This is a genomic window from Arthrobacter sp. 24S4-2 (genome assembly GCF_005280255.1).
In the GTDB taxonomy this organism is placed as follows: domain Bacteria; phylum Actinomycetota; class Actinomycetes; order Actinomycetales; family Micrococcaceae; genus Arthrobacter.
Window position 1 is genome coordinate 4,106,707 of record NZ_CP040018.1, and the last position, 23,728, is coordinate 4,130,434.

Here is a 23,728-nt window from a genome sequence, read left to right on the forward strand (position 1 = left end):
TCGGATCGCACACCGGGGAACCTGACTCACATCAGCTTTGTCCCCTAGGCATGCAAAAATGTGGCATACGTTGCACAAGAACCCTGCAAACCGGAAACGTCGCTCTGGTTCAGCCTTTCAGCTCAACCGGCGCACTCATCCACTGCCACAATAACAATTGGTATCCAGTCTAACATGGACGGCCGCCCAGCCTTAATCGGCGGCCATGCGCCAACGGAAAGGCCCCGCCCCGCTCCGCTGATAGAAGCAGAGTGGGACGGGGCCTGACGACGGACTAACGGTTACCGGAAGTCGTTGCCGAGATCGTAGTCATCCAGCGGGATGGCGTGGAACTCAGGAGCTCCGTCGCCGCCCAGCGTGTCATAGGAGAAGTCGCTGAAAGCGCTGGGACCCGTGAACAGGTTGGCCTTTGCTTCTTCAGTCGGTTCCACCGTGACCTCCGTGTAGCGCGGTAGACCCGTGCCGGCGGGGATGAGCTTACCGATGATGACGTTTTCCTTGAGGCCGAGCAGCGGATCGCTCTTGCCTTCCATGGCCGCCTGCGTCAGGACGCGGGTGGTTTCCTGGAAGGAAGCTGCGGACAGCCAGGACTCGGTGGCCAGGGACGCCTTGGTGATACCCATGAGCTCCGGACGTCCGGAAGCCGGAGTCTTGCCCTCGGACACAACGCGGCGGTTGGCGTCTTCGAAGCGGCTGCGCTCGGCCAGCTCACCGGGGAGCAGGTCGGATTCACCCGATTCGATGACCGTGACGCGGCGCAGCATCTGGCGGACGATAACCTCGACGTGCTTGTCGTGGATACCGATGCCCTGGCTGCGGTACACGCCCTGGACCTCGTCCACCAGGAACTTCTGTGCGGCACGGGGGCCCATGATGCGCAGAACCTGCTTGGGGTCAACCGGACCGTTGATGAGCTTCTGGCCCACCGCGACGTGCTGGCCGTCTTCAATCAGGAGACGTGAACGGCGCAGGACCGGGTAGGCGATCTCTTCGCTGCCGTCATCCGGAGTGATGACCAGGCGCATCTGCCGCTCGGACTCTTCGATGGCGATGCGGCCGGCTGCTTCAGCAATCGGTGCGACACCCTTCGGAGTACGGGCTTCGAAAAGCTCCTGGATACGGGGCAGACCCTGGGTGATGTCGTCGCCACCGCTGGCCGAAACAGCACCACCGGTGTGGAACGTACGCATGGTCAGCTGGGTACCCGGCTCACCGATGGACTGTGCAGCGATGATGCCCACGGCCTCACCGATGTCCACGGTCTTGCCGGTGGCCAACGAACGGCCGTAGCACAGGGCGCAGGTGCCGACGCTGGACTCACAGGTGAGTACGGAGCGGACCTTGACCTCGGTGATGCCGGCTGCGAACAGCTCGGCAATGACGACGTCGCCGCAGTCAGTGCCGGCCGGTGCCAGGACCTTGCCCTTGGAGTCAACGACATCCACGGCCAGGGTACGGGCGTACGCGCTGTTCTCGACGTTCTCGTCCAGCACCAGCTCGCCGTTGGCGTCAGCCACGGCAATGGGAGTGATGAGGCCGCGTTCGGTGCCGCAGTCCTCTTCACGGACGATGACGTCCTGCGAGACGTCCACCAGACGACGGGTCAGGTAACCCGAGTTGGCGGTACGCAGGGCGGTGTCGGCCAGACCCTTACGGGCACCGTGCGTGGCGATGAAGTATTCCAGCACCGACAGGCCCTCGCGGTAGGAGGACTTGATCGGACGCGGGATGATTTCACCCTTAGGGTTGGCCACCAGGCCACGGATACCCGCGATCTGACGGACCTGCATCCAGTTACCACGTGCACCGGAGGACACCATGCGGTTGATGGTGTTCATCGGCGACAGGTTGTCACGCATGACCTGGGCGATCTCGTTGGTTGCCTTGTTCCAGATCTCGATCAGTTCCTGGCGACGCTCGTCGTCGTCGATCAGGCCCTTGTCGTACTGGCCCTGGATCTTGGCAGCGCGCTCTTCGTAACCGGCAAGGATGACCGGCTTCTCGACCGGAACCTCGATGTCGGAGATAGCAACGGTGACCCCTGATCGGGTGGCCCAGTAGAAACCGGCATCCTTCAGGTTGTCCAGCGTTGCCGCGGTAACAACCTTCGGGTAGCGCTCGGCGAGGTCGTTGACGATTCGGGACAGTTCGCCCTTGTCAGCAACAGCCTCAACCCACGGGTAGTCCTCGGGCAGGGTCTCGTTGAAGATGACCTGGCCCAGGGAGGTCTGGACGAGAGCGGTCTGACCCGGCTCCCAGCCTTCCGGAGCTTCCCAGCCGGCGTAAGGGACAAAGCCCTCAAGGCGGATCTTGACCTGGGAGTTCAGGTGCAGCTCGTGCAGGTCGAACGCCATGATGGCTTCTGACACGGAGGAGAAGATGCGGCCTTCGCCAGCTGAACCGACACGTTTGGTGGTCAGGTGGTAGAGACCGATGATCATATCCTGCGAAGGAAGGGTCACCGGGCGGCCGTCAGACGGCTTCAGGATGTTGTTCGAGGACAGCATCAGGATGCGTGCCTCAGCCTGGGCTTCGGGGCTCAGCGGCAGGTGGACTGCCATCTGGTCGCCGTCGAAGTCAGCGTTGAAGGCGCCACAAACCAGCGGGTGCAGCTGGATTGCCTTACCTTCAACAAGCTGGGGTTCGAACGCCTGGATGCCGAGGCGGTGCAGGGTAGGTGCACGGTTCAGCAGCACAGGGTGCTCGGTGATGATCTCTTCGAGAACGTCCCAGACCTGCGGACGGTAACGCTCAACCATGCGCTTGGCCGACTTGATGTTCTGGGCGTGGTTGAGGTCAACCAGGCGCTTCATCACGAACGGCTTGAAGAGCTCCAGCGCCATCTGCTTGGGCAGGCCACACTGGTGCAGCTTCAGCTGCGGACCGACGACGATAACCGAACGGCCCGAGTAGTCAACGCGCTTACCCAGGAGGTTCTGGCGGAAGCGGCCCTGCTTGCCCTTGAGCATGTCGCTCAGGGACTTCAGCGGACGGTTGCCCGGCCCGGTGACCGGACGGCCACGGCGGCCGTTGTCGAACAGGCTGTCAACGGCTTCCTGAAGCATGCGCTTCTCGTTGTTGACGATGATCTCCGGAGCACCCAGGTCAAGCAGTCGCTTGAGACGGTTGTTGCGGTTGATCACGCGGCGGTACAGGTCGTTGAGGTCGGAGGTCGCGAAGCGGCCACCGTCCAGCTGGACCATGGGGCGCAGTTCCGGCGGGATCACCGGGACGGCGTCCAGCACCATGCCGAGCGGGCTGTTGTTGGTGGTCAGGAATGCGTTGACAACCTTCAGTCGCTTCAGGGCGCGGGTCTTGCGCTGGCCCTTGCCGTTGGCAATGATGTCGCGCAGGAGGTCCGACTCGGCCTGCATGTCGAAGTTCTCAAGACGCTTCTTGATGGCTTCGGCACCCATGGAGCCTTCGAAGTACATGCCGTAGCGGTCACGCAGTTCGCGGTAGAGGCCTTCATCACCTTCGAGGTCAGCGACCTTCAGGTTCTTGAAACGGTCCCAGACCTGCTCAAGGCGCTCGATGTCGGCGTCGGCACGCTTACGCACGTTGGCCATCTGACGGTCCGCGGAATCGCGGGCCTTCTTCTTGTCGGCAGCCTTGGCGCCTTCGCCTTCGAGACGGGCAAGCTCGTTCTCAAGGTCGCGGGCGATCGTGGCGATGTCCGAGTCGCGGTTGTCTACCAACTGCTTCTTCTCGATGTCGTGCTCAACCTGCAGGTTGGGCAGTTCCTCGTGGCGGCTGTCGGCGTCGACGCTCGTGATCATGTAGGCAGCGAAGTAGATGACCTTTTCGAGGTCCTTCGGCGCCAGGTCAAGGAGGTAGCCCAGGCGGGACGGAACACCCTTGAAGTACCAGATGTGCGTTACGGGCGCAGCCAGCTCGATGTGGCCCATGCGCTCGCGGCGCACCTTGGCACGGGTGACCTCAACGCCACACCGCTCACAAATGATGCCCTTGAAGCGCACACGCTTGTACTTGCCGCAGTAGCATTCCCAGTCGCGGGACGGGCCAAAGATCTTCTCGCAGAAGAGGCCGTCCTTCTCGGGCTTGAGCGTGCGGTAGTTGATGGTTTCCGGCTTCTTAACCTCGCCGTAAGACCAGCCACGGATGTCTTCCGCGGTGGCGAGGCCGATCTGCATGAGGCCGAAGGAGGATTCGCTGGACATATGGTCCCTGTTCTCTCTTGTTCTCTAAATTCTGAAGTCTTGGGTTACGGGAAGAGGGAGGTGGTGCCTGGGAAAGACAGCGCGGCGGGGCCGCTTGCTTTTCCCAGACACCCCCTGCTAGACCTCTTCTACGGAACTGGGCTCTGCACGAGACAGATCGATGCCCAGTTCTTCCGCAGCCGTGAAGACTGCGTCATCAGAGTCACGCATTTCAATTGTGGTTCCGTCCGTGGAAAGCACTTCCACGTTCAGGCACAGCGACTGCATTTCCTTGATCAAGACCTTGAAGGACTCAGGAACGCCCGGCTCCGGGATGTTCTCGCCCTTGACGATGGCTTCGTAGACCTTCACGCGACCGTGGATATCATCCGACTTGATCGTGAGGAGTTCCTGGAGCGTGTAGGCGGCGCCGTAAGCTTCGAGCGCCCACACTTCCATTTCACCGAAGCGCTGGCCACCGAACTGTGCCTTACCACCCAGCGGCTGCTGCGTGATCATGGAGTACGGGCCGGTGGAGCGTGCGTGGATCTTGTCGTCCACCAGGTGGTGGAGCTTCAGGATGTACATGTAGCCGACCGAGATCGGATCCGGGAACGGTTCGCCGGAGCGGCCGTCAAACAGGCGGGTCTTGCCCGAGGAGTTGATCAGGCGCTCGCCATCGCGGGTCACGTTGGTGGAGTCGAGCAGGCCCGTGATTTCTTCCTCACGAGCACCGTCGAAGACCGGCGTTGCAACAGTGGTCTGGCCACTCTCGCGCGGCAGGTTCGGCAGCTGCTTGACCCACTCGGGCTCGCCTTCGATCTTCCAACCGGTCTTGGCAACCCAGCCGAGGTGCGTTTCGAGCACCTGGCCGACGTTCATACGGCCCGGAACACCCAGCGGGTTCAGGACGATATCAACGGGGGTGCCGTCGGCAAGGAAGGGCATGTCCTCGATCGGAAGGATCTTGGAGATAACACCCTTGTTGCCGTGACGGCCGGCGAGCTTGTCGCCGTCGGTGATCTTGCGCTTGGCGGCCACGTAGACGCGGACCAGCTGGTTGACGCCCGGGGGCAGTTCGTCGTCGTTGTCGCGGTCGAAGACGCGGACGCCGATGACGGTGCCGGACTCGCCGTGCGGAACCTTCAGGGACGTATCGCGGACTTCGCGGGACTTCTCGCCGAAGATGGCGCGCAGCAGGCGCTCCTCCGGGGTCAGCTCGGTTTCACCCTTCGGGGTGACCTTTCCGACCAGGATGTCGCCGGCTTCAACCTCGGCACCAATGTGGATGATGCCGCGCTCGTCCAGGCCCGCCAGGACTTCCTCGGACACGTTGGGGATATCACGGGTGATTTCCTCGGCACCAAGCTTGGTGTCGCGGGCATCGATCTCATGCTCCTCGATGTGGATGGAGGAAAGAACGTCCTCGGCAACAATGCGCTGCGAGAGGATGATGGCGTCCTCGAAGTTGTGGCCTTCCCATGACATGAATGCCACGAGCAGGTTCTTACCGAGGGCCAGTTCGCCCTGGTCCGTTGCCGGGCCGTCAGCGATGATGCCGCCGACCTCCAGGCGCTGGCCTTCGCTCACCAGAACGCGGTTGTTGTAGCAGTTGCCCTGGTTGGAGCGGGCGAACTTGTTGATGCGGTAGTTGGTTTCCGTACCGTCGTCGTTGAGCATGATGACGAGCTCGGCGGAAACCTCGGTGACCACACCGGCTTTTTTCGCGATGGTGACGTCGCCGGCGTCGACTGCAGCGGCGCGCTCCATGCCGGTACCGACGAACGGCGCCTCGGAACGGACCAGCGGCACGGCCTGGCGCTGCATGTTGGCACCCATGAGTGCGCGGTTAGCATCGTCATGCTCGAGGAACGGGATCAGGGCTGTAGCCACGGACACCATCTGGCGCGGGGAAACGTCCATGAACTCGACCTCGCCGGCGGGAACCAGCACAGGCTCGCCTCCACCACCACGGGCGCGGACCAGGACGGTCTCTTCGGCGAACTTCTTGTTCTCGTCCAGCGGAGCGTTGGCCTGTGCAATCAGGACCTCTGCTTCGTCGTCGGCCGTCAGGTACTGGACCTCATCGGAAACGACGCCCTCGGAGACGAGGCGGTAAGGAGTCTCGATGAAGCCGAAGGGGTTGATGCGGCCGTAGGAAGCCAACGAACCGATCAGACCGATGTTCGGGCCTTCAGGAGTTTCGATGGGGCACATACGTCCGTAGTGGGACGGGTGAACGTCTCGGACTTCCATGCCTGCACGGTCACGGGACAGACCACCCGGGCCAAGCGCGGACAGACGGCGCTTGTGGGTCAGACCCGACAACGGGTTGTTCTGGTCCATGAACTGCGACAGCTGGGACGTTCCGAAGAACTCCTTGATGGCTGCAACAACCGGGCGGATGTTGATCAGCGTCTGAGGCGTGATGGCCTCGACGTCCTGGGTGGTCATACGCTCGCGGACAACGCGCTCCATACGGGACAGGCCGGTGCGGACCTGGTTCTCGATGAGCTCGCCGACGGCGCGGATGCGGCGGTTGCCGAAGTGGTCGATGTCGTCGATCTCGACGCGCAGCTCGTGGTCCTGGCCGTCGCGCTTGCCCGTGAGGGTCTTCTCGCCGGCGTGCAGGGCAACCAGGAACTTGATCATTGCGACGATGTCTTCAACGTGCAGGACCGAAGCTTCCTTGTCACCAAGGGAGCGGTCGATGCCAAGCTTGCGGTTGATCTTGTAACGGCCGACCTTGGCCAGATCGTAGCGCTTGGAGTTGAAGTACAGGTTGTCCAGCAGGGACTGGGCAGCCTCGACTGTGGGCGGCTCGCCCGGTCGCAGCTTCCGGTAGATGTCCAGCAAGGCGTCTTCGCGGGTCTCGGTGGCGTCCTTCTCCAGCGTTGCGCGCATGGAGTCGTACTGGCCGAACTCTTCGAGGATCTGGCCTTCGGTCCAGCCGAGGGCCTTCAGCAGCACCGTGACGGACTGCTTGCGCTTGCGGTCAAGGCGCACGCCGACCTGGTCGCGCTTGTCGATTTCGAGTTCGAACCAGGCACCGCGGGACGGGATGATCTTCGCAGTGAAGATGTCCTTGTCACTGGTCTTGTCGGCGGTGCGCTCGAAGTACGCGCCCGGGGAACGGACCAGCTGCGAAACGACGACACGCTCGGTGCCGTTGACTACGAAGGTGCCCTTCTCGGTCATCAGCGGGAAGTCACCCATGAACACGGTCTGCTGCTTGATTTCGCCCGTGTTGTTGTTCATGAATTCGGCTTTAACGTACAGCGGAGCCGAGTACGTTGCGTCCCGGTCCTTGCACTCGGCCATGGTGTACTTGGGGTCAGCAAACTCCGGATCGGAGAAGCTCAGGGACATGGTGCCCTGGAAATCCTCGATCGGGGAGATCTCTTCGAAGATGTCAGACAGACCGGAGCTAGTGGCGACGCTGAGGTCGCCTTCTTCGACAGCTTTCGCAACGCGTGCCTGCCAGCGTTCGTTTCCGACCAGCCAGTCGAAGCTGTCCGTTTGCAGGGCAAGCAGATTCGGAACGTCAAGGGGTTCGTGAATCTTTGCGAATGAGAGCCGGCGAGTGGCACCATCGGTGCTGTCGGCATTGATAGCGGTAGCGTTGTTTACATTAGAGGTGCTCGAGGCGACCAAGAGGGATCCTTCCACAGACCTTCAGGCGTTTTCAGATCTCCCCCGTTGCAAGCCCTGCAGAATGACTCCGCAGCGCTACCAGTCCGGTTCCGCTATATGACCCGGGAACCCAGGCTGTCCATGATGATGCGCGTCTTTGACGGCACGTTAATGGATCAGCTGCTAGGCAAAGCCCACCGCTATATGAAGGCTGAAGGTAAACAGGGAAGACGCAAATATCTACGATACGGCAAAACATCGCAGGTGTCTACCCCACTTCCCCGGTTATTGCAAGCACCGTTGCCGAAGGCACCTATTCCGCCCCCTCTGCCCCTCCGGCAGGCGGCGCTCCCCCGCTACAGCTTTTTGGACGACGACGGCGCAGCTGACGCGCTGGACGGTTCCGTCGTCGGTGCGGCGTTTCCGCCACCCTACTCAGCCGCGTCCGGCGCCGCACACTGGCACCATGGGCAGTTGTCCCCATACCCGGCGGAATGGAGCCGGCCGGAACGGCGTTTGAATGGATAGGTGATTCGGCTCACGATAGCCTTGGCCTACATCGTCACAGATCGGAAGAGATAACCATGAGCAACTCCCCAGACAACAACGATGTTGTCATCCTCGCCGCGGCCCGCACGCCGCAGGGCCGCCTCAACGGGCAGCTGGCCAGCTTCACGGCAGTGGAACTCGGGGCGCACGCAATCAAGGCTGCCCTTGCGGCGAGCGGCGTCGGCGCAGACCGGGTGGACGCGGTGATCATGGGCCAGGTCCTTCAGGCCGGCGCCGGACAGAATCCGGCGCGGCAAAGCGCCATCGGGGCAGGCATCGGATGGAATGTCCCCACGGTGACTATCAATAAGGTATGCCTCTCCGGACTGACCGCGGTGATTGACGCCGCCCGAATGATCCGCAGCGGTGACGCCACCGTCGTCGTCGCCGGCGGCCAGGAATCCATGACAAGGGCCCCGCACATCCTGCCGGGCTCCCGGCAGGGGTGGACGTACGGCGCCATCCAGGCTCTGGACGTTGCCGCGCACGACGGCCTGACGGACGCCTTTGACGGGCAGTCCATGGGCCTTTCGACCGAAAGCAAGAACCTGGTCCTGGGCATTGACCGGACATCGCAGGACAATGTGGCGGCCCAGTCGCACCAGCGTGCCGCGCTGGCGGCAAAGGACGGCGTCTTCGACGACGAGATCGCACCGATCAGCGTCAAGCAGCGCAAGGGTGATCCCATCGTTGTCTCCACCGATGAAGGCGTGCGCCCCAATACAACGGTCGAATCGCTGGCCGGGCTGCGCGCCGCCTTCGTGAGCGACGGCACCATCACTGCGGGCAACTCCTCGCCCCTCTCCGACGGCGCTTCAGCGCTGGTGCTGACGACCAGGAAATATGCCGAAGACAACGGCCTGGACTACCTGGCAGTCGTCGGGAAGCCAGGCCAGGTCGCAGGCCCGGACAACTCGCTGCACTCGCAGCCGTCCAACGCGATAAAGAACGCCCTTGACCGCGCCGGCTGGACCACCGGGGATCTCGACTTCATTGAGATCAACGAGGCGTTCGGCTCCGTTGCCGTCCAGTCGCTCAAGGACCTTAAGTACCCGCTGGAAAAGTGCAACATCCACGGCGGTGCCATCGCCCTGGGTCACCCGATCGGCGCCTCCGGTGCGCGGCTGGCGGCGCATGCCGCCCACGAGCTCAAGCGGCGGGGCAGCGGCAAGGCCGCCGTTTCGCTGTGCGGCGGCGGCGGGCAGGGCGAGGCCCTTCTGCTGTTCCGGGACTGATGGCGGCTTCATCGGCGGACGCGGCGGGGAGCGTCGGCAGGGCACGGTTCCTGGCCGACGCCGCCGCGCGGGGCCTCGACGTCGAAATAGTGGAGCGGCTTGCAGCCAGGAGCCTTGAGGAGGCCGCCGGCATCCTGGGCATTACGCCGGCGGACATTGTGAAGTCCCTGGTGGTGAAGCACAAGGACGGAAGTTTCCTCTTTGCTTTGATACCCGGCGACCGGCAGATCTCCTGGCCCAAGCTGAGGGGGCTGGTGGGGGTCAACAAGCTCTCGCTGCCGCCGGCCGACGTCGCCCTGGAAGCCACGGGGTACGAACGCGGCACCATCACGCCGCTGGGGAGTACCACGCCGTGGCCGGTGTACGCGGACCGGACCATCACTGGGAGGCGCATTTCCATGGGCGCCGGGGAACATGGCTACAGCGCGTTCGTGGACGCCGATGCGTTGACCACTGCCCTGGACGCCGTGGTCGCGGACATCAGCGACGCCATCTAATGGGGCACGCTGGGTTAAACGCAGGAAACCCCGCCCACCGGAGTGGACGGGGTTCCCGGAGCCGTACGGAAAGCTGGAAGCCTTCCGGAGCAGAGAGTGTTACTTGACGGTAACGCGGGCGCCGGCAGCTTCGAGCTGATCCTTGGCCTTCTCTGCAGCTTCCTTGGTGACGCCTTCGAGGACGGCCTTCGGAGCGCTGTCGACAACGTCCTTGGCTTCCTTGAGGCCCAGGGAAGTGATGGCGCGAACTTCCTTGATCACTGCGATCTTCTTGTCGCCAGCAGCTTCGAGAACGACGTCGAATTCGGTCTGCTCTTCAGCTTCTTCAGCGGCGCCGCCACCGGCGGGGCCGGCAACAGCAACAGCAGCAGCGGTAACTTCGAAGGTCTCTTCGAAGAGCTTGACGAACTCGGAGAGCTCGATGATGGTCAGTTCCTTGAAAGCTTCAATGAGCTCTTCGTTGGTGAGCTTCGCCATGGTGTGGCGTCCTTCCTATAGGTGGTGCTTGGCGGCCTGGGCCGTTGCCTTCGCACCGGAGTCTGGTTTGAAAGAGAAAGTTAGTTCTCTTCGGTGGCTGCGGCTTCGGCCGGAGCTTCGGTCTCTGCTGCTTCTGCGGCCGGGGCTTCTTCAGCGGCGGGCGCTTCGGCTGCTGCCGGTGCACCGTTCTCTTCTTCAAGCTTGAGGCGCAGGGCGTCAATGATGCGTACAGCGGCGGCGGCAGGAGCCTTGAGGATCCCTGCAACCTTGGCGAGCTGCAGCTCGCGGGACTCGAGTGCTGCCAGGGCAGCAACTTCGCTGGCGTTCAGTGCCTTGCCCTCGAAGTAACCGGTCTTGATAACCAGCTGCTTGTTGGTCTTGGCAAAATCCGTCAGGCTCTTGGCCGCTGCAACTGCGTCACCCTTGATGAACGCGATTGCAGTGGGGCCGGCGAGCTGACCGTCGAATGCTTCGACACCAGCTTCCTTGGCTGCAATGGCGGTCAGGGTGTTCTTGACGACCGAGAACTTGGTGTCCTGGCCGAGAGAAACACGCAGCTGCTTGAGCTGTGCAACAGTGAGCCCACGGTATTCGGTCAGGACAGCGGCGTTCGATTCCTTGAAATCGTTAGTGATCTCAGCTACTGCTGAAACCTTTGCAGGCGTTGCCATAACCCTCCTTCCGGGGATAGTGCCGGTATACCGGGTCCCCGCTCAGGTGAGCTAAAACTAAAAAACGCCCCGCGCAGATGCACGGGGCTTGGCTCAACACAGTTTAACCGCGGAGCTTTGCTTCGTTCACCTGCGCCGGCCGCCCTATGTTCAGGGTCCTTCGTCCGAAAACCCACTGGCTCTCCCGCACACAACTGCAGTATTGAGCGATGCTCAGGAGAGTGGATTTCCAACAACCGACGGTCTTTGGTAGTTCAAGCTTACGGGCAACGCGGCCCGTACTCCAAATCGGTCTCCACGCGGGAGGCGAGGCTGCTGCCCGGCGCCGCTCAGCTGCTGCTCGGCCCGAAGTCCGGGAGGTCCTTCTGCCAGATTCCCGTGACACCTGCAGTGGTGAAACCCAACTGCTGGTTCACCTTGAGTAAATACCGGTTCTCCGGAGCGTTCCACGTGTAGATGACCCTGGCATCGGGGAACTGCTCCGTAAGGCGTTCCATGTTGGCCACCTTGATCAGCAGGCCCAGCTTGTTGCCCCGGTGTTCCTGCATCACCACCGTGTCGTCCTGGAACACCACGTCCTGCCGCTGGGACAGGACGCTGATGGTGGTCAGTCCCACTAGCATTCCGGTGGCGAGGTGCTCGACGGCGGTGACCACCGTGCGCCGGCCCTGCGCGATGGTGGCCTCTTCAGCTTCCCTGATCATGGCGCCGTCGAACACCAGCTGCTCTTCGGTCCTCGACGATGGTGTGGTGTCCTCACCTGCCTGGTTTTCCAGCGCGGCCACGGCCTCAAGCCATTTGTCCGGGCACCTGTCCGTCCAGTGATGGAGGCGGTACCTGCCGGCGTTAGCCTGTTCGGCCTCGTCTTCGAGCTCCGCGACAAGCTTGGTGTCCAGCGGCAGCAGGCACGAGCTGAACTGCTCAATGTGCTGCAGCGTGTAACCCGTCTTGCGGGCAAATTCGACTTCCCTGCTGCCCATCGGCACAAACCCCAGGCCGGAGCCGGGGACCAACTGGTCGGCCTCGCTGGTGCTCAGGGAGACGCCGGGATGGTTGGTGTCGATCAGGATCATGGTCCGGCCCTCGTCGCGGGCGAACTGCTCCGCCGCCTCCAGGAGCTGGCGGCCCACACCCTGGCGCTGGAACTCCGGCAGGATGTCCAGCGTAAATTCCGCGAGGTCCAGGTTGTCCGCCAGGGGCAGGGCAATGTCCACGGCTCCCACGATGTCACCGTCGACCTTGGCCACCAGAATCACCTGGCGTTCGTAGGGATCGGCAAGTTCCAGGAGCTTTTCAAGCGGGGTGTACGCGAGATCGTCACTCCCCCAGGTCTGCATCCGTACCTTGCGACCGACTTCGACGGCGGCCAGGAAGTCGGTGCAGTCCGGCCCGTCGAGGGAATCGGGAATCCAGAGTTGTTCGATCCGTACGTCTTGTGCCATAGAGGGCGTCATTCCAGTCGTTTCTGCCACTCACCTTCAAAGCCGGCGGGCTTGAATCCAAGCGAAATATTTATCGCCAGCATATGCCGGTTTTCGCTGGCATTCCACGTGATGACGGACCGCGCGGCGGGCCAGACCTCCCCGGCACGGCGGATATTGGCAATCTTGGCCAGCATTCCCAGCCGGTGGCCGCGGTGCGGTCCTGTCACGAGGGTGTCCTCCTGGATCAGGACATGGGGACGCTCCGGACGGTGACTCAGCAGGGTGTAGGCGACCAGTTCACCGGAAGCCCTGTGCTGCACCGCGGCCACAAGTGAATCCACACCGCCCCGAGCCCAGCTCTGTTCCTCGGCCCGGACCCGCGCGGCGTCCCATTCCTCCGCCTCGACTTCCAGGCCGGCCGTGGGCACATCGGCGCTCATCCGGCTTTTCAGCCCGGCATAGGCATCCACCAGCGTGTCCGGGCAACTGCCTTGCCAACCCACTGTGCGGTAGCCGTCCGCATACGCCCTGGCATCGGCCCCCAACCTGTCCAGCACCCCGGACTCGACCGGCAGCGGCAGCATGCTTGACCGCTCCACCTGCTCCAGTTCGTAGCCGCAGGCGAGGGCAAACCGTGTTGACGCCCCATTCAGCGGAACGCCTCCGCTTCCCGACTTCGCCGGCAGCAGGTCCCCCGGCCCGCCGTGGTCATCCGCCATTGCTTTGGAATGCGATAACGGCTCTTCGCAGTAGCCGTCAAACACGGTGCGTCCGCGCTCCCGTGCCACCTCCTCGGCACAGGCGAGGAGCCGCCGGCCTATCCCCTGCCGGCGGTGCGGGGCAGCCACCAGGACCTCGATCCATGCCGTGGCGGTATTCTCTTTCAGCGGCAGCACCACGGAGCAGGTGCCCACTGGTGCTCCGTCCAGCCTGGCCAGGTACTGCAGACGGTCCTCGTACCCGTTTCCCCGCCAGTACTCCTGGTCCTCCCGGAGCGTGGACGCGCGGTCCAGGTTTCCCCAGAGCGCCAGATGGTGGGCATCCCGGAGCGCGCGGCACGCCAACAGGTCGGGTTCCCGCTCAGTGCCTGAGCCCCGGTCTCCGGCCTGGGGGACGGCGACGGCGGTGATCACCAGACCGTTCACGGCGCCTTCTGCCACTCGCCGTCATACCCTGCAGGGCAGAACCCAAGCGCCACGTTGATGGACAGCATGTGATCGTTTTCCGCTGCGTTGAACGTGATGATGCGCTCCACTGCGGGGTAGCCGGACAGCAGCCTGCGGATGTTCAGGATCTTGACCAGCATGCCCAGCCGGTGCCCCCGGTGATGGCTGGCCACCAGAGTGTCGTCCTGGCTGGCCAGCCACGGCTTCCCCGCGGACACCTGCAGGACGGTATAGGCGGCAAGTTCGCCCGTTTCGCGGTGCCTCGCGCTGGCCACGAGCGAATGCAGGCCCGCCTGCTTCCAGGTCTTCTCGACATGGCGGACCCGCGCCACGTCCCACGATTCCGCGTCATTGCTCAGGGCGCCGCTGGGCGCATCGGTGCTCACGCGTGACATCAGGACTGCCAGCTGGTCCGCGTATTCATCGGGACAGCCGTCCGTCCAGTGCAGCAGCTAATACTCGCCAGCCTTGAGCTGCACTTCATTCCAAGGGCAGCCAAAGTGCCCTCCCCGGAAGGCAGGTTCATGCTGCTGAAGCGCTCCACCTGCTCCAGCCTGTAGCCGGTCCGCCGCGCGAACCGGACGCCCCTGGCCTCTCCCGGCACCCCTCCGGTTCCCGTTGCGGGCTTGAGCAGCCGGGGGTCCTCGGGGTCAAAGTCGGCGGGGTGTTCCGTGAAGGTCTGCAGCGTGGTCCGGCAGAGTAATGCCGCCAACTCCTCGGCATGGCACACCAGCGCCGTCCCGATGCCGCGTCCGCAGAACTCCGCAAGCACATTCACGTGAAGGAGCGCCGTGTGGACGTTCTCCTGGAGCCCGAACCGGATCCAGGACCTTGCCACCATGCGTCCGTCCACCCGCACAAAGAAAAGCCGCAACCGGGTGTACGGGTTATCGCGCCAATACTGTAGCCGGGCCTTGGCCGGTGACGAACGGTCCGGGTTGCCCCATGTTTCCAGCACCAGCGCGTCGCTGAGTCCTACGAATTCCAGGAACTCACCGGCGTCCGTTGAATCAATTGCGGCAGGCAGGACGAGTGGTTCGATGAGGTACGGCGCTGTATCCACGGGGGACAGCCTAGCCGCCGGGAGCCTGTGGCACACGCAATGCCTGCACGCGCCCTCGCGGCACATGCGTCCCTGCCGCCGGTTGGACACGCAAACAGGACGAACGCAGAAAGACCGCCCCGCACAAGCGGGACGGTCTTTCTTTCGAGCCTGGTGAGGATTAGACCTCGGTCAGGACCTTGGTGACGTTGGGGTCAACCGAGATGCCCGGGCCGAACGTGGTAGCCACGGTGGCCTTCTGGATGTAGCGGCCCTTGGAAGCGGACGGCTTCAGGCGAAGCACCTCTTCCAGAGCTGCGGCGTAGTTCTCGGCCAGCTTGGCGGCGTCGAACGAAACCTTGCCGATGATGAAGTGCAGGTTCGAGTGCTTGTCGACGCGGAAGTCGATCTTGCCGCCCTTGATGTCGTTGACGGCCTTGGCGACGTCAGCGGTCACGGTGCCGGTCTTCGGGTTCGGCATCAGGTTACGCGGGCCCAGGACCTTACCGAGGCGGCCAACCTTGCCCATGAGGTCAGGGGTGGCAACGGCGGCGTCGAAGTCGGTCCAGCCGGCTGCGATCTTTTCGATCAGGTCATCGGAACCAACGAAGTCGGCGCCGGCAGCGATTGCTGCTTCGGCCTTGTCGCCCGTTGCGAAGACCAGGACGCGGGCAACCTTACCGGTACCGTGCGGCAGGAGGACGGTGCCACGGACCATCTGATCGGCCTTACGCGGGTCTACACCCAGGCGGAAAGCGACCTCAACGGTGGCGTCGAACTTGGACGGGTTGGTGTCCTTGGCCAGCGTCACTGCCTCGAACGGCGCGTAGAACTTCTCCGCGTCGATCTTGGCGGCGGCTGCCTCATATGCTTTGCTGCGCTTTGCCATGCTGCTTATTCTCCTTGTGCAGTTGTGGTCTGCGGACCGCGCTGGGCCCTGCCACAGTCAGGATTCCGGCTGGATTATCCGTGCCGGGTTTCTGACATTTCAATGTTTCAGTGGTGCCGGTCTCCCGGCGGTGCCGTCCGGCGTCGTGATCGATTTCCCGATCCCGAGCCGCATCAGCGGTGGGGAATTAACCCTCGACGGTGATACCCATGGAGCGGGCGGTGCCGGCGATGATCTTCGCTGCGCCTTCGAGGCTGGTGGCGTTGAGGTCTTCCATCTTGGTGGTGGCGATCTCGTTGACCTGGGCCTGGGTCAGCTTGGCAACCTTGACGGTGTGCGGGGTAGGTGAACCCTTGGCAACGCCTGCAGCCTTCTTGATGAGCTCTGCAGCGGGCGGGGTCTTGGTGATGAACGTGAATGAACGGTCTTCGTAAACCGTGATTTCCACAGGAATAACGTTGCCGCGCTGGGCTTCCGTCGCAGCGTTGTACGCCTTGCAGAATTCCATGATGTTGACACCGTGCTGGCCAAGCGCAGGACCGATCGGCGGAGCCGGGTTAGCGGCACCTGCCTGGATCTGCAGCTTGATGAGGCCGGTGACCTTCTTTTTGGGAGCCAATGTAGGGTCCTTCTCTCAAATACGTCCTGGGACACAGGAGCGTGCCTCAGGTTGGTGGCCGCCATGGCGAGGCGACCGGCCGCTTCGGGGCTGCTAAGCGGGCAGCCCCGAGCGAATTCTGTGGGTATTGCTAGATCTTGGAGACCTGGTTGAACGCCAGGGTGACCGGGGTTTCGCGTTCGAAGATGGATACCAGAACCACGAGGGTCTGGGAATCGATCTTGATCTCGGAGATCGTGGCCGGGAGGGTCTCGAACGGACCTTCCTTGACGATGACGGACTCGCCGACTTCAAAGTCGACGTCGACCTGGGCGGCCGCATGCTTGATCGGCTTGCCCTTCTCGGCCTGCTCTTCTTCGAAGACCGGGGCCAGCATGGAGAAGACCTCGTCCAGGCGGAGCGGCACGGGGTTGTGGGCGTTGCCCACGAAGCCGGTGACACCGGGGGTGTGGCGGACGGCGCCCCACGAGGCGTCCGTCAGGTCCATGCGGACCAGGACGTAGCCAGGAATGCGGACGCGGTTGATCACCTTGCGCTGGGCGTTCTTGATCTCCACGACTTCTTCCATAGGAACCTGGATTTCGAAGATGTAATCTTCCATGTCCAGGGTCTGGATACGGGTTTCAAGGTTGGCCTTTACGCGGTTTTCGTAACCGGCGTAGGAGTGGATGACGTACCAGTCGCCTTCCTGGCGACGCAGTTTGGCCTTGAATTCCTCAGCCGGATCGACGTCGGCCTTGGCGGCCGCGGCGGCGAGGGCGTCGGCCTGCTCGTCGTCGGTGTCAGCGTCAGCTTCGTCCGTTTCGGCGTCATCAGCATCAGCGTCAGCGTCATCTTCGGCGTCGGCGTCATCTTCAGCGTCGGCCTCAGAGGAATCGTCGATGGAATCGGGCGCAGCAGACTCAACCTCGGACTCTTCCCCGGCTACCGCCGCGGCGTCTGTTGTGCTGTCCTCGGACCCATCCAGCTCAGTCTCAGTTACCTCGAGCTCCTGCTCAGACACTTGGTCTCCTGCTTCCTCATTGCCTAACATGCCTATTTAAATGGCTCAATTCCGCACACCCCGCGAATGCCTCCGGTTATCGGAAGCATTCCACGCAGTCTGCGGACGGATCGCCTTAGCGGTCCGTGGGGCCTGTGCCGCCGAAGACCCAGCTCACTCCGGTCCCGAAAGCCAAGTCCAGGACGGTGACGATGAGCATCATGATGATCACGAACACCAGCACCACGAGCGTGTAATTGATCAGTTCCTTGCGGGTGGGTGCAACGACCTTCTTCAGCTCACCGATAACCTGGCGGACGAAGAGTGCGATGCGAGCGAAGAAGCCTGCCTTAGCGGCATTCTTGGCGGGGCGGCCCTTGGAGCTGCTTGCAGCCGTTTCGGTCACCTGGTCCTCACTCATCCTCGCAAAGTCGGATACCCGGCTCTGAACTGAACCATGGTTGCTGCGCCGGCTCCGGCTCACCGCCGGAACCGCTTGCGCAGGGCAGACAGGACTCGAACCTGCAACCTGCGGTTTTGGAGACCGCTGCGCTACCAATTGCGCCACTACCCTATGGATCGAAAACCAATCACGCCACACTTCCCGCAGACTTCGCGGGGCGCAGGCCATCATCGTGTTTTCAACACCGGAGAACTAGTCTACGCAACAACTGCGCTTACGTCGAACCAGCCTCATTTCGGACCTTCGTTGCTGCCGCCGGGAACCGACCGGGGCTCCGGTCACATTCCTGGCCGCCACGCTAAACGATCCGCTGAACAGCATAGAGTAGATTTCGTCGAATCCCACATCCAGCCATCGAGCTGCACGCGAAGAATGGACCCGCCATGCCTGCCGCCCGCGTTTCCCAACGCATTTCCGCCATAGCCGAATCCGCCACCCTTGCCGTTGATGCCAAGGCCAAGGCGCTCAAGGCAGCCGGCCGGCCGGTCATCGGCTTTGGTGCTGGAGAACCTGATTTTCCCACCCCCGGATACATTGTGCAGGCCGCCATTGAGGCCGCCGGCCAGCCGAAATACCACCGCTACTCGCCCGCCGCCGGACTTCCGGAGCTCAAGCAGGCCATCGCGGAGAAGACCCTCCGGGATTCCGGTTACAAGGCCGAGGCATCCCAGGTCCTGGTGACAAACGGCGGTAAGCAGGCGGTGTACAACACCTTCGCAACGCTGGTTGATCCGGGTGACGAAGTGATCGTTCCCACGCCGTTCTGGACCACCTACCCGGAAGCCATCCGGCTGGCGGGCGGTGTGCCTGTGGAGGTTTTCGCGGGCCCGGAGCAGGAATACCTGGTCACCGTGGAGCAGCTTGAAGCCGCCCTCACCGAGCGCACCAAAATCCTGCTGTTCGTCTCGCCGTCCAACCCCACGGGTTCGGTGTACTCCCCGGAGCAGGTCCGCGAAATCGGACTGTGGGCCGCCTCCAAGGGACTGTGGGTGGTCACCGACGAAATCTACGAGCACCTGACCTACGACGGCGTTCCCTTCACCTCGATTGCCACCGCCGTGCCGGAACTCGGCGACAAGGTGGTCATCCTCAACGGAGTGGCCAAGACCTACGCCATGACCGGCTGGCGGGTTGGCTGGATGATCGGCCCGGCCGACGTCATCAAGGCGGCCACCAACCTGCAGTCCCACGCCACGTCCAACGTCTCCAACATCATGCAGATCGCTGCCCTCGCCGCCGTCTCCGGCCCGCTCACCGCCGTCGACGAAATGAAGGTCGCCTTTGACCGCCGCCGTAAGGCGATTGTGGCGGGCCTGAACGCCATCGATGGCGTGGAATGCCCGACGCCGACCGGCGCCTTCTACGTCTACGCGGATGTCCGCGGGCTGCTGGGCAAGGAATTCGAGACGGCGAACGGGACCGTCCGCCCGCAGACCTCCGCCGAACTTGCAGCCCTGATCCTGGACGAGGTTGAAGTTGCCGTTGTTCCGGGCGAGGCCTTCGGCCCCTCGGGCTACATCCGGCTGTCCTACGCCCTTGGCGACGACGACCTTGCCACTGGCGTGGCCCGGCTGCAGGGCTTCCTCGGCAAGGCCAAATAAGGACGCTCTCTCACCTTTCGCAGGAAAAACCCCAACGCTCTCTCACCCTGGTGAGAGAGCGTTGGGGTTTAAGCGACCGGAAGTGAGAGAGGGTTTGGGTTTAGGCGACCGGAAGTGAGAGAGCGTTGGGGCTAGAGCAGCCTGCGTTCGGCGGCCCATTTTGTCAGTTCGTGGCGGCTGGAAAGCTGCAGTTTGCGCAGCACGGCCGAGACGTGGGTTTCCACTGTCTTGATGGAGATGAAGAGCTCCTTGGCCACTTCCTTGTAGCTGTAGCCCCTGGCGATGAGCCGCATGACCTCCAGTTCACGGGCGGAGAGGCGGTCCAGTTCATCGTCGGCGATATCCGCCGGCGCAGTGCCGAACGCGTCCAGGACGAACCCCGCCAGCCGCGGCGAAAAAACGGCATCGCCGCCGGCCACCCGCAGCACGGCGTCAGTGATTTCGGTACCCGAGATGCTCTTGGTCACATAACCCCGGGCGCCGGCGCGGATGACCGATACGACATCCTCCGCCGCGTCGGAAACGCTCAGGGCGAGGAACCTGGTGCTGGCCAGCAGGGACGCCGAGCCGGCAATCACCTCCCGCCCTCCCCCGCCCAGTCCGCCGGGCAGGTGCACGTCCAGCAGCACCACCTCGGGCCGTGTCTGTGCGATCACGGCGATGGCCTGTTCCACCGTTCCGGCCTCGCCCACCACCGTGACGCGGGCGTCCAGGTCGGCCTTGAGTCCCGAACGGAAGATGGCGTGGTCATCCACGATGACCACGCGGATAACTGAAACACCTCCTGCATGCGCGCCCGCTGTGTCGATGTTGTTCACGACTTTCCCTCTCCGTTGTCCGCGGCGTCCGAAGGCAGCCTGAGCCGCACTTCCGTCCCGTCCGCACTGCTGCTGATGACGGCCGTGCCGCCGTGGCGCTTCATCCGTCCGACGATCGATTCCCTGACTCCCATGCGGTCGGCCGGAACCGACTGCGGGTCGAAGCCGGGTCCGCGGTCCTTGACGAAAACTTCCGCGCCGCCGTCGGCCACTTCCAGATAGACGGACACGGCACCGCCGCCGTGGCGGGACGCGTTCACCATGGCTTCGCGGCTGGCCTGCACCAGTGCTTCGTGCCGCTCGGTCATGGCGGTGTCGCCCACGCTCACCACGTCGACGGCGTTGCCCAGGGAGTCCTCAACCTCCGCCGCCGCGGCTTGGATGCGCTCCGAGAGCTGCCCGGCCTCCTTGCCGGGGTCGCGGTACAGCCAGCCCCGAAGCTCACGTTCCTGGGCGCGGGCCAGCCGCACGACGTCGTGCTCGTTTCCGGCGCGGCGCTGGATCAGCGCGAGTGTTTGCAGGACGGAGTCGTGCAGGTGGGCGGCAATCTCAGCCCGTTCGGTGGCGCGGACCCTGCCCGCGCGCTCTGCTTCCAGGTCGCGCCAGAACTTCAGGCCCCACGGCAGCAGCACCAGGGCTACGCCGCCGAGGACCGCCACGGATGCCAGCAGGGCCAGCCAGGTCTGCTCCCAGGACCCGGATCCGGAAACCATCACCAGCACACCGGCCACCACCAAGGCCAGTCCAGCGGCGAGCCTCGCCCAGCCGCCGGCCTGGTCCGCCTTGGTCTTGTCGAGGAGACCGGCCCGCCGGGTTTCATCCAGCTGCATCCACGCGATGGCCGCTCCGCCGAGGATCGCGGCGGCAGGGATCAGGGTTCCGAGCGGAACGTCGACGCCCAGCATCCGCGCGGTCAGGATTCCGCCCGCCAGCAAAAGGCCGGCGCCCAGCAGGATTTCCTTGCCGTACGGCATGCGGCGGAAACGGAACCAGGCGGGATTCGCCGTCGTGCTTTCTTTGAAGGCTCCGGCCTCTGCCGGCCCGCTCATCCGGGCAGCAGCCAAGCCGTCCTGACCGACGGCAAGCGGAAGCGTGGCGGGATCCGGGAACATGGCCGCCGGAGGTGGACCGGCAACAAAGTCCGGCGGTACCGGCAGCGGACCCGGCGCGCTGACTGCGGGGGCAATGGGCGACGCCGGACGCCTGGCGTTCCGCTTCGCGTTCTCGTCCGCGGTGGGAACCATGATCCAGAGCCACGCATAGAACGCCAGTCCGGCTCCGCCCGCGAGCGCGGCCACCACCATCCCGATCCGGACCATCCGCACCGGCCAGCCCAGGTGGGCGGCGAGTCCGGAGCACACGCCGGCAATCACGCGGTCGCTGCTGCGGACCAGCGGAGGGCGGGAAACGGCGGTTGTCATGTGTCAATCCAAACACGGATCAGGGTTTCCCACGCCTGTTTTCGGCACGAACCGGGGGTCACTCAGGGACAGCTCAGGGTGTTCCCCAATAGAGCGCAGACCTGACAACCGGCAGGATCGAAGTATGAACCCGCACAATGCAAACCCCAGTGAAGATCCGCTGCCGTCCGGCCGCCCCGAACCCGGTTCTGCCGAAGCAGCCAAAGGCAATTCTGACGCCGGCTCCGGCCCTGCCCAGGACGGCACCTACTCCGGCCCCGATGCTGAACCCAACGCCGGTTCCGCCGCAAAGGACCCGGCTGCAAAGGACTCCTCGACGGGGACCGGCCCGTCCGCCGACGGTCCCCTGCCGGCACCGCCGCTCTACCCAAACGGGGAATACCCGAATGCGTACCCTAACGCCTACCCGCAGTCCCAACCCCAGAACTTCTTCAACTGGGTCCGGGGACACGGTATCCAGCGTGGACGCGACCGCTGGATCGGCGGCGTAGCCAGCGGCATTGCACACCGGCTGGGCATCGACCCGCTGATCGTGCGCGGCGTCTTCATCGTCCTGTCCATCTTCGCCGGCATCGGCGTGCTGCTGTACGGCATCGCCTGGGCCCTGCTGCCCGAGCCCGACGGCCGCATCCATGCCCAGGAAGCAGGCGCAGGCCGATGGTCAACAGGCATGACCGGCGCCCTCATCACCACGGTGATCGGCCTGCCCAGCCTGGGCGGAGGATTCTGGGGCTGGGAACGGAACGGTTTCGGCGGCTTCTTCTGGACAGTCTTCTGGATCGCCGGCGCGATTTACCTCATCTACTACCTCTCGCAACGCGATAAGACCAGGAACGGAGCGCCCACCATGACCACCAGCGCCCAGGCCGGCGCCGCCTCCGGCGGAGCCGCATTTGCAGCCACCCCCACGGTGGACACATCATCCGCAACCGCGGCATCCGGCTCGCCGTATGCGACCGGCTCGTACGGCGGCACCCCCTACTCCAGCGGCCCGTACGACGGCGGCGCCCCAGGTTCCGCCAGCTACGGCCCTTCCGGCGCCGGCCCCGGCAGTTTCGGACCCGGCGGCGCCGGCCCCTCCGGCCCCCTTCCCCCGTACGGACCCAACCAGCCCTACGGCGGCGGCTACGGAGGACCCTCGGCACCCGCCCCCAAAGTGCGCAACATGGGCCCCGGAGCCCCGGCCGTCGCGGTGACGGCCGGACTCGCGCTCCTGGTTGGAGGCGGCATCAAAGCCCTTGAGGCGCTGAACATCACCCATCTCGGAGACGCCACGAACGCGGTGGTCTGGGCCAGCGGTGCCGCAGTCCTGGGCCTCGGCATCCTCATCTCAGGCCTGAGGGGCAGGACCTCGGGAATCCTTGGCTTCTTTGCGGTGGTGGCGCTCATCATCGGCGGCATCTTCAACGTGGTTCCCAATGGTGACCGGTTCCGGTTCCAGGAAGCCAACTGGAACCCGGTCAGCATTGAACAGGCCACGCAAGGTTTTGACGTCACCGGCGGCAGCGGTACCGCTGACCTGACGCGGCTCAACCTCACCCCGCCGCTGCGCACCGACGTCGTGATTCCCCTGGATGTCACGGCCAGCAACCTGACTGTCATCATCCCGAACACCGTCCCCGTGCAAATCAGGGCCGACATGACGATGGGCAATCTCAACGAAGGCTCCAAGAACCACGGGGGCATGACATCGCAGCAGAGCAACTACAACACCGACAAGCCCGGCGCCGCGCTCATCCTCGAGATCGACGGAACCATGAGCAACGTCACCATCCAGGAAGGAAACTGACATGAGCAGCTACGAACCTGCCCCGGACACCACGGCCCTCCCCACGGAACCGGCACGCAGCACCGGAGCGCGGCACGGCGGACCTTCGCCGGCACGCGTTGGCACGGTGGTCTGGGGGCTGATCGTCCTGGCACTGGCGGCTTTGATCATCATCGGCCAGCTGGGCATCGTGGCACTGAACGGCACCTATGTGCTGATCGGCCTGATGATCGGCGCCGGCGCCGCACTGGTGGTGGGAGGACTCCTCTCAGCCCGCGGACGTGACAAAGAAACCACAACAGGGAAGTCTTGA

The 23,728-nt window shown here is 63.8% G+C and carries 19 protein-coding genes and 1 tRNA gene; 5 read left to right on the forward strand and 15 right to left on the reverse strand.

The window, feature by feature from the left end; all coding sequences use genetic code 11:
- Window positions 1–281: 281 nt before the first annotated feature.
- Together FCN77_RS19060 and rpoB are read right to left on the reverse strand one after the other, a co-directional pair.
- Window positions 282–4,181 carry a DNA-directed RNA polymerase subunit beta' gene (locus FCN77_RS19060; RefSeq protein WP_137323520.1) on the reverse strand — a complete coding sequence of 1,300 codons (3,900 nt, stop codon included), beginning with the start codon at window positions 4,179–4,181 and terminating at the stop codon, window positions 282–284.
- A 117-nt stretch (window positions 4,182–4,298) separates the two neighbouring features.
- Complete coding sequence (gene rpoB, locus FCN77_RS19065) at window positions 4,299–7,814, reverse strand: DNA-directed RNA polymerase subunit beta (protein WP_137323521.1); 3,516 nt, start codon at window positions 7,812–7,814, stop codon at window positions 4,299–4,301.
- 563 nt (window positions 7,815–8,377) lie between these two features.
- Here rpoB and FCN77_RS19070 point away from each other — a divergent pair.
- Both FCN77_RS19070 and FCN77_RS19075 read left to right on the forward strand, forming a co-directional pair.
- The gene (locus tag FCN77_RS19070) at window positions 8,378–9,577 is read left to right on the forward strand and encodes an acetyl-CoA C-acetyltransferase (protein WP_137323522.1); all 1,200 of its coding nucleotides are present in this window, start codon (window positions 8,378–8,380) and stop codon (window positions 9,575–9,577) included.
- Complete coding sequence (locus tag FCN77_RS19075; RefSeq protein ID WP_137323523.1) at window positions 9,577–10,074, forward strand: aminoacyl-tRNA deacylase; 498 nt, start codon at window positions 9,577–9,579, stop codon at window positions 10,072–10,074. The genes FCN77_RS19070 and FCN77_RS19075 overlap by 1 nt, the downstream gene beginning before the upstream one ends.
- Window positions 10,075–10,173: 99 nt before the next feature.
- Here the strand turns inward: FCN77_RS19075 and rplL are convergent, their stop codons facing one another.
- From rplL to FCN77_RS19125, 11 genes are all read right to left on the reverse strand, one after another.
- A complete protein-coding gene (rplL, locus tag FCN77_RS19080; protein ID WP_104172021.1) occupies window positions 10,174–10,551 on the reverse strand; it encodes a 50S ribosomal protein L7/L12 in 378 nt (125 codons plus the stop codon).
- Window positions 10,552–10,631: 80 nt separating this feature from the next.
- Entirely contained in the window at window positions 10,632–11,222 is a 591-nt protein-coding gene (gene rplJ / locus FCN77_RS19085; RefSeq protein ID WP_104172020.1) for a 50S ribosomal protein L10, read from the reverse strand.
- A gap of 329 nt (window positions 11,223–11,551) precedes the next feature.
- Window positions 11,552–12,664: a GNAT family N-acetyltransferase gene (locus FCN77_RS19090; protein ID WP_137323524.1), complete on the reverse strand. Its 1,113-nt coding sequence runs from the start codon at window positions 12,662–12,664 to the stop codon at window positions 11,552–11,554.
- 8 nt (window positions 12,665–12,672) lie between these two features.
- Window positions 12,673–13,791, reverse strand: a complete 1,119-nt coding sequence (locus tag FCN77_RS19095; protein ID WP_254678635.1) for a GNAT family N-acetyltransferase — start codon at window positions 13,789–13,791, stop codon at window positions 12,673–12,675.
- Window positions 13,788–14,198, reverse strand: a complete 411-nt coding sequence (locus FCN77_RS27070; RefSeq protein WP_254678636.1) for a hypothetical protein — start codon at window positions 14,196–14,198, stop codon at window positions 13,788–13,790. Before FCN77_RS27070 ends, FCN77_RS19095 begins: the two co-directional genes overlap by 4 nt.
- 8 nt (window positions 14,199–14,206) lie before the next feature.
- Window positions 14,207–14,875: a GNAT family N-acetyltransferase gene (locus tag FCN77_RS27075; protein WP_254678637.1), complete on the reverse strand. Its 669-nt coding sequence runs from the start codon at window positions 14,873–14,875 to the stop codon at window positions 14,207–14,209.
- A 160-nt stretch (window positions 14,876–15,035) separates the two neighbouring features.
- On the reverse strand, window positions 15,036–15,743 hold the full coding sequence (gene rplA / locus FCN77_RS19105; protein ID WP_137323526.1) for a 50S ribosomal protein L1: 708 nt from the start codon (window positions 15,741–15,743) through the stop codon (window positions 15,036–15,038).
- Between the two features lie 187 nt (window positions 15,744–15,930).
- Window positions 15,931–16,362, reverse strand: coding sequence for a 50S ribosomal protein L11 (rplK, locus tag FCN77_RS19110; protein ID WP_024365990.1), 432 nt, complete (start codon window positions 16,360–16,362; stop codon window positions 15,931–15,933).
- Window positions 16,363–16,492: 130 nt separating this feature from the next.
- On the reverse strand, window positions 16,493–17,365 hold the full coding sequence (nusG, locus tag FCN77_RS19115; RefSeq protein WP_137323527.1) for a transcription termination/antitermination protein NusG: 873 nt from the start codon (window positions 17,363–17,365) through the stop codon (window positions 16,493–16,495).
- Between the two features lie 115 nt (window positions 17,366–17,480).
- A complete protein-coding gene (secE, locus tag FCN77_RS19120; protein ID WP_104172015.1) occupies window positions 17,481–17,765 on the reverse strand; it encodes a preprotein translocase subunit SecE in 285 nt (94 codons plus the stop codon).
- Between the two features lie 80 nt (window positions 17,766–17,845).
- Window positions 17,846–17,918, reverse strand: a tRNA-Trp gene (locus tag FCN77_RS19125).
- A gap of 272 nt (window positions 17,919–18,190) precedes the next feature.
- On the opposite strand from FCN77_RS19125, the gene FCN77_RS19130 reads away from it, so the two are divergent.
- Entirely contained in the window at window positions 18,191–19,408 is a 1,218-nt protein-coding gene (locus FCN77_RS19130; RefSeq protein ID WP_137323528.1) for a pyridoxal phosphate-dependent aminotransferase, read from the forward strand.
- Window positions 19,409–19,539: 131 nt separating this feature from the next.
- On the opposite strand, the gene FCN77_RS19135 is transcribed toward FCN77_RS19130, so the two are convergent.
- Together FCN77_RS19135 and FCN77_RS19140 are read right to left on the reverse strand one after the other, a co-directional pair.
- On the reverse strand, window positions 19,540–20,217 hold the full coding sequence (locus tag FCN77_RS19135; RefSeq protein WP_254679043.1) for a response regulator transcription factor: 678 nt from the start codon (window positions 20,215–20,217) through the stop codon (window positions 19,540–19,542).
- 5 nt (window positions 20,218–20,222) lie between these two features.
- Complete coding sequence (locus FCN77_RS19140; RefSeq protein WP_137323529.1) at window positions 20,223–21,647, reverse strand: ATP-binding protein; 1,425 nt, start codon at window positions 21,645–21,647, stop codon at window positions 20,223–20,225.
- Between the two features lie 124 nt (window positions 21,648–21,771).
- Here FCN77_RS19140 and FCN77_RS19145 point away from each other — a divergent pair, with 124 nt between their 5' ends.
- Window positions 21,772–23,436, forward strand: coding sequence for a PspC domain-containing protein (locus FCN77_RS19145; protein WP_137323530.1), 1,665 nt, complete (start codon window positions 21,772–21,774; stop codon window positions 23,434–23,436).
- Between the two features lies 1 nt (window position 23,437).
- Window positions 23,438–23,728, forward strand: a complete 291-nt coding sequence (locus tag FCN77_RS19150) for a hypothetical protein (RefSeq protein ID WP_137323531.1) — start codon at window positions 23,438–23,440, stop codon at window positions 23,726–23,728.